Here is a 9,891-nt window from a genome sequence, read left to right as displayed (position 1 = left end):
ACACGAGGCAATCCAAGGTGTCTGGAGTACCCTAACTCTCCTAGAAAAAGGAAACCCGAGGCAGTCCAAGGTGTCTGGAGCACCCCCACTCTCCTAAAAAAAGGAAACCCAAGGCAGTCCAAGAGGTCTGGAGTACCCCCACTCTCCTAAAAAAAGGAAACCCGAGGCAGTCCAAGGTGTCTGGAGTACCCTCACTTTCCTAAAAGATGGAAACCTGAGGCAGTCCAAGAGGTCTGGAGTACCCCCACTCTCCTAAAAAAAGGAAACTGAGACAGTCCAAGAGGTTTGGAGCACCCTCGCTCTACCAAAAAAATAGAAACTAGGGGTAACCTAGAAACGTAAGCATGCCAAATGAGTATTGTTAAACGTCAAACATTCATCCCACCGTAATTTGCTTTGACCTATATGGGTACCCTATACTATAATTATACTGTTATGGACTAAATTTGAGGTGAAGACTGTGTTCGATCGTTTAGAGGCTGTAGAAGCTCGTTATGAAAAATTAAATGAACTATTAAGTGATCCAGATATCGTGAGTGACACAAATAAACTACGTGAATATTCAAAAGAACAATCTGATATACAAGAAACCGTTGAGAAATATAGAGAGTACAAAGAGGTTAAGGAACAATTAACCGATGCGAAAGCGATGCTTGAAGACAAGCTCGATGCCGAAATGCGTGAAATGGTGAAGGAAGAAATTAATGAACTTGAGGACCAAATGGAGGAGCTCGAGGAGCGTCTTCACGTGCTGTTACTGCCGAAGGATCCAAACGATGACAAAAACGTTATCATGGAAATACGCGGTGCTGCAGGTGGAGATGAGGCTGCACTATTTGCCGGTGATCTTTACCGTATGTACAGCCGCTTTGCTGAGCACCAAGGTTGGAAAACTGAAGTCATGGATGCCAACACAACTGGTGTGGGTGGATATAAAGAAATCATTTTTATGATAACCGGAAAAGGTGCCTATTCGAAATTGAAATTTGAAAATGGGGCACATCGTGTGCAACGTGTTCCTGAAACGGAGTCAGGCGGACGTATCCACACATCAACAGCGACTGTTGCGGTATTACCTGAAGCAGAAGAGGTTGAAGTGGAAATTCATGAAAAAGATATTCGTGTTGATACATTTGCATCCAGTGGCCCAGGAGGACAAAGTGTTAACACCACGATGTCAGCGGTTCGTTTAACGCACTTGCCAACTGGAACTGTGGTTTCCTGTCAGGATGAGAAATCTCAAATTAAAAATAAGGAAAAAGCAATGAAAGTATTGCGCGCGCGTGTTTACGATAAATTCCAACAAGAAGCACAAGCGGAATACGACCAAAACCGTAAGCAAGCCGTAGGTACAGGAGACCGTTCAGAGCGTATCCGTACGTACAATTTCCCGCAAAACCGTGTGACCGACCACCGTATTGGCTTAACGATTCAAAAGCTTGATCAAATCCTAACTGGAAAGCTTGATGAAGTGATTGATGCCTTAATCATGGAAGACCAAGCTAGAAAAATGGAGCAAGCCGAATAATGGCGGAATTTCATAAAATATTTGAAGCCCTCAAATGGGCTTCTTCTTTTTTAAAGGAAAATGGTCGGGACGAGAATATTTCGGAAATGTTGTTGTGTCATTATCTGGGGATGAGTAGAGCAAAGCTACTTGGAGAACTTCGTGAGGAACTAGATCCTAAAGTGAAAGAAAAGTTTGTGGCGGCTGTTGATAAGGTTGTGAGTGGGATTCCTGTTCAACACATTATTGGTTACGAGGAGTTTTATGGGCGAAGATTTTTGGTGAATGGGGAAGTTTTAATCCCGAGACCTGAGACAGAAGAGTTGGTTCAAGGGTTGCTTGCGAGAATAGAGCGTTTATTTAATAAAACGGAAGTAATTAAGGTTGTGGATGTGGGGACAGGAAGTGGTGCAATCTCGATTACACTTGCTCTTGAAAATGAGTACCTTGATGTAATGACAGTTGATATTGCAAAAGCTTCTATAGATGTGGCGAAGGAAAATGCGATCCGATTAGGTGCGAAAGTATCGTTTTTTGAAGGAGATTTATTAGGACCGTTAATGGCTGAAGGAATAAAGGTTGATGTAGTTATTTCGAATCCACCTTATATTCCAGAAGATGATATTGCGACATTGTCGACAGTGGTAAAAGACCATGAGCCAATCCGTGCATTAGTTGGCGGTCAGGATGGCCTCGATTTTTATCGAAGGTTTATGAAGGAAATTCCAATTGCATTGAAAGAAAAAGGAATTGTGGCCTTTGAGGTCGGGATTGGTCAAGGCGAATCTGTTGCAGACATGTTACGAGATACATTTCCTAGAGCAACAGTAGAGGTCGTAAACGATATCAATGGCAAAGACCGAATGGTGTTTGCGGAAATAGGGTTTTAAAAAGGCTTGGGGACGCGTTCCCAAGCCTTTTTAAATGAATCGACAGCCGTTTAGTAGTTACGCTTCCAAGAAATAAAATAAACGATAATCTGAATCAACGGATATAGTAGTAGTAAGAGAATGGGATAGTATGGAACGGAATCTGAGATGAATGGATAGACAAAAAAGAGGGCTGTGATAATCGGAAACGTGTACCACATACTAATATAAGACGCCCGACATGCTTTTCCGGTGAGTTCTTTTTCGCGCTCATCTCCTTCTTCAAATTCAACTGGCAACAGAAATGCACTTTTCCATGATTTACGTTTCTTTTTCAGCTTTGGTAGTATAGTGGCAGTAAAAATAATGCCTACAAGGATTGTAATAAACGCGGGCAGCATATTAATTTCGACGGTCCAAGGTGGCTCTTGATTGGTTTTCACGATATTGGCAAAGTCTAAATGTGCATAATACATCGTTGAAAACGCCCAACCCATCAGTCCGATTGAAATAATCGAATACACCACATTACGAAAAATACTCATTTTTCCTCATCCTCCAAATAAAAAATTTCTTCAATTGGCAAGTGAAACGTTCGTGCGATATTCATTGCGAGTAAGAGTGAAGGGACATAGCTTCCTTTTTCCAGCGCGACAATGGTTTGCCGTGTGACATTGACCTTTTCAGCAAGTGCGCCTTGTGTCAAGCTGTGCTTTGCGCGGAGTTCTTTCACGCGATTTTTAATCTCCATTTACAATATCCTCCATTTGTTTCTACTCACATTGTAAAGTAAACCATACATTTTGTAAAGTCAACTTGACATTTTGTTTTTATACCCACACGAGGTGGCGTTCTTTCGTAGTCTTTAATCCTAGACTGACAAAAAACTGAAAAAATAGATTAATAGATTTTTCAAATTTGGTAGTTTAGGAATCTATATTTTTGGCGAGAATGGTTTTTGAAAGGATGGTGCTAGAAAATGAGTAAACAAATGACGATTGTATTATTTATATTTTTACTGTTAATTGGGGCGAATAGCCATTTATTGATAAAAGAAACAAGTGCACAGGAGCCACAGGTAATTCCGGATGAAGCCATTCGGCTACGAATTTTAGCGAACAGTGATTCCGATGAAGATCAGGCACTTAAGCGCAAGGTACGTGATGCGGTAAATGCAGAAATTACAGAGTGGGTTGCAGAGTTAACTTCAATTGAAGCGGCTAGAGAGTTGATTCAAGAAAGACTGCCTGAAATCGAAAAAATTGTTGCCGCCGTTTTAGAAGAAGAAAATAGCAATCAAGCATATACAGTTGATTATGGACGCAATGTTAAATTTCCAACAAAGCTTTATGGGCAATTCCTATATCCGGCAGGTGAGTATGAAGCCATCCTAATTTCATTAGGTGAAGCTGAAGGGGCTAATTGGTGGTGTGTGTTGTTCCCGCCATTATGTTTCTTAGATTTCTCGACAGGTGATGCTATTGAGGCATCTGATGAGGAAGGAAAAGATGTAGCGCTTGAGCAAGAGACTGATAAGAAAGATAAGAAGGACAAGGAAGATAAAGAAGAACAAGATGATAATGACGAGGAAGAAGTCGAAGTTAAATTTTTCTTAGTTGAGTTTTTCACATCTTTATTTAGCTAAAAATCTAGCATTTAGTTCTATTTTTCAAGATGCCTCATAGAGTAGTTACTAGGATAACGAAAAATGGGGTGGCGAAAAATGAAACAAATTAGAACGGCAAATGAGCAGGATATTGAAAAGGTATCTGCCTTTTTAGGACAAGCTGAAGTTAGTTCAGAAGGTGTTGCTTCGATTATTGATCACTTTATTTTATTGGAGGACGCTGAGCAAAAAATCCTTGCGACGTTAGGGATCGAGAGAATTGAGCAAGATGGATTGCTTCGATCGCTAGTGATTTCTCCTGGTGTGGATCAAACGAATTTATTAACTCTATTTAAAAGTGCCATTTCACTTGCAAAGCATAAGGAATTAAAGCGACTGTTTTTAGCGACAAATAAACAAGCGTCGATTCAATTTTTTGCCATGCTTGGCTTCGAGCAAGTAAAAATGGACGAGCTTCCGGGTCATATTGAAAGCTCGAATCATATCTCACAGCTCCTTAAAAAGGCTGATCCGATGTTCATGGTTTCGCAAATTGAAAAGTAATAGTATTTTTAAACTCCTAAATGTGGACGGAATGTGCGCAAGTGGGGGTTTTTATTTTTGATTTTGATGTCTGATTGTGGATAATGTGGATAAACATAGGTTGTTAAAATGCAAAAAAGTGTGATAATCTATGTGACATGATGAAAAATATGGGCTATGGATGAAATATTTCCTCTTTGTGCGGGTTGTGGCAAAACTGGTTATATCCACATAATTATCCACATTTTAGAGTTTGTTATCCACAAAATGTGGATAACACTTGTTTTCCACCACTTATAAACCTATACTTTTTTATATTACAATAATTAAAAAGTGACATTACTAAAGGATTTTTACATAGGAGTTGCGTTACATGGAAACAAAGCAATGGGTTGTGGATAAACACCAACAAAATATAGAATCTTATCCACAAATAATAGAAGCGGCAAGTCTTTTACAGAAAAATGAAGTAGTCGCATTTCCGACTGAAACGGTGTATGGGCTTGGAGCTAGTGCTTTATCAGATGAGGCTGTTGCGAAAATTTATGAGGCAAAGGGGCGTCCGAGCGATAATCCACTAATTGTCCACATCTCCACAATCGGGCAGCTACATAATATTGTCCAGGAGATTCCTGAGCAGGCGGAGCGGCTAATTGCGAAATTTTGGCCAGGACCCCTAACACTTGTTTTAAAAAGAAAAGAAGATGCCGTTTCAAAAAAGGTGACAGCAGGACTTGAAACGGTAGCGGTACGAATGCCAAGTCATCCGGTCGCATTGGCTTTGATTTCCGCATCGGGTTTACCACTTGCAGCGCCGAGTGCGAATACATCTGGTAAGCCAAGTCCGACACTTGCCAAGCATGTAGCAGATGATCTGACTGGTAAAATCGCAGGGATTCTTGATGGCGGAGCAACGGGTGTTGGATTAGAGTCAACTGTTCTGGATTGCACGAGTGAAGTGCCTGTCATTTTACGACCAGGTGGAGTGACAAAAGAACAGCTTGAGGCAGTATGTGGTGTTGTCGGGGTCGATAGGGCCATTTTAAGAGAAGGCGAAGCACCGAAATCACCTGGAATGAAATATAAACATTATGCGCCAACTGCACCACTTACGATTGTGAATGGCCAGGTAGAATTTATCCAGTCTCTCGTAAACGAAAAACAAAACGAAGGCTTAAAGGTTGGTGTCCTCACAACGACCGAGCGCGAAGATAAGTATAAAGCAGATAAAATTATTGCTTGTGGCTCGCGTGAGGATTTGGAGTCGGTTGCCAATAGACTTTATGATGTGTTGCGCTTATTTGATGAAAGTGGAGTCGATGTGATTTTTAGTGAGAGCTTTCCAAGTGAAGGCATCGGACAAGCGATTATGAATCGCTTAACCAAGGCAGCAGGACATAAAATTATAACGGAGTAATTGGGAATTCCATCTTCTATTTCTTTTTGTACATGCATATGTTGAAATAGGCACGTCCAAGGAGGTAGAAGATGGATATTACAGCATTTCTCGGAGAAATTATAACCTTATTTATTATGGCATTTGCTTTGGGAATGGACGCATTTTCCGTTGGGCTAGGAATGGGATTAATCCGGTTAAGGCTCAAACAAATTTTTTCAATCGGGATGACCATTGGTCTGTTTCATATGTGGATGCCATTGGCGGGCATGATGATTGGCCATTTTTTATCAGATACATTTGGAGCTATTGCAACCTATGTAGGCGGAGGATTGCTTTTATTTTTAGGCTTACAAATGATTATTTCTTCCTTCAAGGACGATGATCAACAGCGTATGATTACACCGGTTGGATTCGGCTTATTTATTTTTGCGTTAAGTGTGAGTTTAGATAGTTTTTCTGTCGGGCTTTCGCTAGGGATATACGGTGCAAAAACAGTTATGGTGATTCTCATGTTTGGAATCGTTAGTATGGTTCTTTCATGGATCGGACTTCTATTAGGTCGAAAGGTCCAAAACTGGCTTGGTACATACAGTGAGGTATTAGGTGGATGCATTCTTCTCGTCTTTGGTGTAAAATTACTATTTCCTTTGTAAAAGAGGAAACTATGACAAAATTGCGAGTGCGGGTGAAAATCCGTACTCTTTTTTAAAATATTGGCTATCTCTTTCATGTGAAACTCGATTATAATGGAATTATATCGAATTTTGTCTAAATATTCGGGTCGAAAGTAGCATGAGGGCAATGATGAAAAGGGTGATGAAATGAGACGCGTTTTATTTGTTTGTACAGGAAATACATGTAGAAGTCCGATGGCTGAAGCCATTTTGCGAAAGAAGGCTGGCGTAAGCATTGAGGTCAAATCGGCAGGGATTTTTGCTAGTGACGGAAGTCCTGCTTCAACGAATACTGCCTTCGTCTTACAGGAAAATGGAGTGAATTGTCAGCATTCGTCTTCCTTATTAACAAAAGACCTGGTAGAGTGGGCGACTTGTATTTTAACCATGACCAGTCATCACAAACGGGCAGTCCTTCACAGTTTCCCTGAGGCTCAGGACAAGGTGTATACCTTAAAGGAATATGCGGAAAGCAGTGGGGATGTTTCAGACCCTTTCGGAGGACCGGTTGAGATTTATAGAGAAACCTATGCGGAACTTGAGCCATTAATTGAAAAAGTACTTTCTAAACTAAAATAGATAGATTCAGGGGGGAAATCGGGTGGAAAAAAGGCGCTACAAATTTGGTCTAAGATTAAAATTAGTATTATTTACAACTATTTTAGCGGTTGTGACGTATTCAACATCGGCATTATTCATTTATTTTGTATATCCTTTCGTTGAAGAAATGGTGAGCCAACAAATCTTTGTGATAAGCACACTGGCATTAGGTATTATCTGGTCGGGAATTCTAGCTTATTTTGCGGCATTATTCATTACAAAGCCTCTTCAGAAGTTAGAACAGGTGGCTATTCATGCTGCAAACGGTGATATTCGCGAGGACGTACCGGTGTTAAAATCAGATGACGAGATACGTAGTCTAAGTCTTGCGTTTAATAAAATGCTACACAATCTTCGTGAGATGGTACATAATATCGAGGAAAACTTTGAAAATACAAATCATAAGGTAATTGAGATTACGAAGGCATCCAGTCTTGCGTCGGAGCAGGCGGAAAATATTAATCGCACCATTTCTGAGATTTCCAAGGGTGCTGACAGCTCTGCGGTATCGATTCAAGAAACGGCTGAATCCGTGGAGGATGTGATTCAAATTGCCGAAGAGGTTCAGCAAAATGCGAAAACGTCACAGAACTTATCTGTTGAAATGGTTGATACGTTAAATGATAGTAAAGATGTTGTGCATTCGCTCGTTTCCGGAATTAATAAGCTTGTTGAAAACAATCAAACCTCGCTTGAGGCGGTTAATCGTCTAGAGACAAATGCGAAGGAAGTGGAGCATATCATTTCACTTGTTGGTGATATTGCTGGTCAAACGAACTTGCTTGCGTTGAATGCTTCCATTGAAGCCGCACGCGCTGGTAAGCATGGAAAAGGCTTTGCGGTGGTTGCAGAAGAAGTGAGAAAGCTTGCGGATGAAAGCTCTAAGGCTGTTCAAGGCATTTCTGAATTGATTAAAAATATTCAGCAAGAGGTTCGAAATGTAGTTGTTCAGATATCGGAACAAGTGGCGGTTGCGAACGAAGAAGCGAAAAAAGGAACGATCACAAATGAGGCAATTGCTGAAATGACAACGTCTGTCCATGAGGTAGCCGATGCTGTAAAGCAAATTGCGGCATTAGTTGAAAAACAAATGGACCGTATTCAAGCGACATCCTTGCAATCACAAGAGGTTGCGGCGATTGCGGAAGAAACATCTGCCGGTGCACAGGAAGTAAGTGCAGCCACCCAGCATCAGACTAGTGTGATTTGTGATGTGGACGGTCTAGCTCAGGAGCTTGCTGGTCAAGCAAGTCAGTTAAAGCAAACTATTCAACGATTTACGTTATAAAACTCCTAAAAAAAGCTCCCGTTTTGGTTCGGGAGTTCTTTTTTCGGTATAATAAGGGTAAAGTATATGTCTTTGGTTGAAGACTTAGCCGAGGCACATTTTAATATAGGGGGATTTACAATGAAAGTAGCAATTGCATCAGACCACGGTGGTTTAAATTTACGTGAAGAAATCAAGCATTTATTAGATGAACTTGAGATTGAATATGATGATTTCGGTTGTGAATGTTCAACGTCTGTTGATTACCCGGACTATGCTCTGCCAGTAGCGAAAAAAGTAGCGGACGGTAAATATGATCGTGGTATTTTAATTTGCGGAACTGGAATTGGAATGAGCATAGCTGCGAACAAGGTTCATGGCATTCGTTGTGCACTTTGCCACGATGTTTTTAGTGCAAAGGCAACTCGTGAGCATAATAACAGCAACATTTTAGCAATGGGTGAGCGTGTGATTGGCCCAGGACTTGCGCGTGAAATTGCAAAAGCATGGCTTACAACTGAGTTTTTAGGTGGGCGCCATGAAAACAGAATTAATAAAATTTCTGTATACGAAAACAGCCCATCCGGGGAATAACATATGTGATTATAGCGCCTGAGGACTTGTTGTATCAGGCGTGTATTTTTTAAAATGAAAAAAACACGAGGGACAAGGAACCTGTCCCTCTGTCCCAAGGAGGTAAATGATAATGGTTGCGGATCTTGAGGTATGGAGAGGCCAGCTTCGGACGATTCTTTCAGAGTTTGCGGAAAGAGCCTCGTTGAAAAAAGGGGAGTTACTTGTTGTCGGTTGCAGTACGAGTGAGGTTATCGGCGAACGTATTGGAACGGCAGGTTCTGAGGAAGTGGCCGAAATGATTTTTAGTGAGCTAGATACTCTTCGTAAAAACGTCGGTGTTGAGCTAGCTTTTCAGTGCTGCGAACATTTAAACCGTGCATTGGTTGTTGAACGTGAAACGGCATTACATAAAAATTATGAACAAGTAACAGTCGTTCCTGTTCGAACAGCCGGTGGCGCAATGGCAACCTATGCATACGAACATTTTACCGATCCTGTCGTAGTTGAATTTATTAAAGCTGAAGCGGGCATTGATATCGGCGACACCTTCATCGGGATGCACCTAAAGCATGTGGCAGTACCCATTCGAAGCTCCATAAAGGAAATGGGTGGAGCCCACGTCACAATGGCCAAAGCCCGACCAAAACTCATCGGAGGAGAGCGCGCTGTCTATCCCGACAAAAAAGAAAACAAGAAATGCTAGAAGAGCTACGAGGAGCCAAGGGCCATGGGACCAAAGGGACGGTTCCTGTGGCTCTTTTTATTTTCAGTAAAATATTTTTGATTTTATGTGTAACATTTTAGAGGCTAGTTCGTTTTGTGGGTGAGATATGATGATGGTAACGAGAGA

At 41.2% G+C, this 9,891-nt stretch carries 12 protein-coding genes; 10 read left to right on the top strand and 2 right to left on the bottom strand.

Translation table 11 applies throughout. The features are described 5' to 3' along the window. Nucleotides 1–460: 460 nt before the first annotated feature. Together prfA and prmC are read left to right on the top strand one after the other, a co-directional pair. A complete protein-coding gene (prfA, locus tag E1I69_RS16895; protein ID WP_136380738.1) occupies nt 461–1,528 on the top strand; it encodes a peptide chain release factor 1 in 1,068 nt (355 codons plus the stop codon). Then, nucleotides 1,528–2,397, top strand: coding sequence for a peptide chain release factor N(5)-glutamine methyltransferase (gene prmC, locus E1I69_RS16890; RefSeq protein WP_136380737.1), 870 nt, complete (start codon nt 1,528–1,530; stop codon nt 2,395–2,397). Before prfA ends, prmC begins: the two co-directional genes overlap by 1 nt. 50 nt (nt 2,398–2,447) lie before the next feature. Here the strand turns inward: prmC and E1I69_RS16885 are convergent, their stop codons facing one another. Then, a complete protein-coding gene (locus tag E1I69_RS16885; protein WP_136380736.1) occupies nt 2,448–2,921 on the bottom strand; it encodes a hypothetical protein in 474 nt (157 codons plus the stop codon). Next, nucleotides 2,918–3,127 carry a helix-turn-helix transcriptional regulator gene (locus tag E1I69_RS16880; protein WP_136380735.1) on the bottom strand — a complete coding sequence of 70 codons (210 nt, stop codon included), beginning with the start codon at nt 3,125–3,127 and terminating at the stop codon, nt 2,918–2,920. The genes E1I69_RS16885 and E1I69_RS16880 overlap by 4 nt, the downstream gene beginning before the upstream one ends. Nucleotides 3,128–3,355: 228 nt before the next feature. Between E1I69_RS16880 and spoIIR the strand changes: the two genes are divergently transcribed. The 8 genes from spoIIR (at nt 3,356) to E1I69_RS16840 (ending at nt 9,744) form a co-directional block, all read left to right on the top strand. Further along, nucleotides 3,356–4,021 carry a stage II sporulation protein R gene (spoIIR, locus tag E1I69_RS16875; RefSeq protein ID WP_136380734.1) on the top strand — a complete coding sequence of 222 codons (666 nt, stop codon included), beginning with the start codon at nt 3,356–3,358 and terminating at the stop codon, nt 4,019–4,021. Between the two features lie 78 nt (nt 4,022–4,099). Continuing rightward, complete coding sequence (locus E1I69_RS16870; RefSeq protein ID WP_136380733.1) at nt 4,100–4,546, top strand: GNAT family N-acetyltransferase; 447 nt, start codon at nt 4,100–4,102, stop codon at nt 4,544–4,546. 352 nt (nt 4,547–4,898) lie between these two features. Beyond that, the gene (locus E1I69_RS16865) at nt 4,899–5,942 is read left to right on the top strand and encodes an L-threonylcarbamoyladenylate synthase (protein WP_136380732.1); all 1,044 of its coding nucleotides are present in this window, start codon (nt 4,899–4,901) and stop codon (nt 5,940–5,942) included. A 71-nt stretch (nt 5,943–6,013) separates the two neighbouring features. Beyond that, a complete protein-coding gene (locus E1I69_RS16860; RefSeq protein WP_136380731.1) occupies nt 6,014–6,577 on the top strand; it encodes a manganese efflux pump MntP in 564 nt (187 codons plus the stop codon). 168 nt (nt 6,578–6,745) lie between these two features. Further along, a complete protein-coding gene (locus E1I69_RS16855; protein ID WP_136380730.1) occupies nt 6,746–7,177 on the top strand; it encodes a low molecular weight protein arginine phosphatase in 432 nt (143 codons plus the stop codon). Nucleotides 7,178–7,199: 22 nt separating this feature from the next. Next, entirely contained in the window at nt 7,200–8,486 is a 1,287-nt protein-coding gene (locus E1I69_RS16850; protein ID WP_136380729.1) for a methyl-accepting chemotaxis protein, read from the top strand. A 120-nt stretch (nt 8,487–8,606) separates the two neighbouring features. Continuing rightward, nucleotides 8,607–9,059 (top strand): ribose 5-phosphate isomerase B, encoded by a 453-nt coding sequence (rpiB, locus tag E1I69_RS16845; RefSeq protein WP_136380728.1) that lies wholly within the window; start codon nt 8,607–8,609, stop codon nt 9,057–9,059. Between the two features lie 112 nt (nt 9,060–9,171). Then, entirely contained in the window at nt 9,172–9,744 is a 573-nt protein-coding gene (locus tag E1I69_RS16840) for a TIGR01440 family protein (RefSeq protein ID WP_136380727.1), read from the top strand. Nucleotides 9,745–9,891 lie beyond the last annotated feature (147 nt).

Origin of the sequence: Bacillus timonensis (genome assembly GCF_004799755.1) — a bacterium.
Taxonomy (GTDB): Bacteria; Bacillota; Bacilli; order Bacillales; family Bacillaceae_L; genus Ferdinandcohnia; species Ferdinandcohnia timonensis_A.
This window is presented reverse-complemented; position numbering and strand designations above follow the sequence as displayed.